The sequence below is a fragment of the Tritonibacter sp. SIMBA_163 genome, assembly GCF_046535935.1.
In the GTDB taxonomy this organism is placed as follows: Bacteria; Pseudomonadota; Alphaproteobacteria; order Rhodobacterales; family Rhodobacteraceae; genus Epibacterium; species Epibacterium scottomollicae.
Map to the genome: position 1 here is coordinate 1 of NZ_JAWJBP010000888.1, position 253 is coordinate 253.

1 protein-coding gene is annotated in these 253 nt (G+C 52.2%); it reads right to left on the reverse strand.

Features of this window, described 5'->3' with window-relative positions; genetic code table 11:
* On the reverse strand, positions 1-253 hold a 253-nt coding region (locus tag R0J92_RS24890; protein WP_411053653.1), incomplete at both ends, for an MlaA family lipoprotein.

The following is a 253-nucleotide window of genomic DNA, read 5'->3' on the forward strand; positions in this document are numbered from 1 at the left end:
TAATGACCAAGCGTACTACCGAAGCGGTGAGGTTCAGTCCGTTGCAGTTTCGGGTTCGCCATCCCTGCAACATCAATAAAACCGCCCATCCCCAAAATGGTGTTCAGGAAAAAGCGGGTAAAGTGGACCATCCCCTGATAAGGGTCGCCCTGCAAGAAGTAGTTAACCATCACCGCAGGTTCTTCAAGGTTGCCAGTAAAGTTGCTCAAACCGTTACGCGCCGGTTGCGGAACATAATCACGCCAGGCGACAG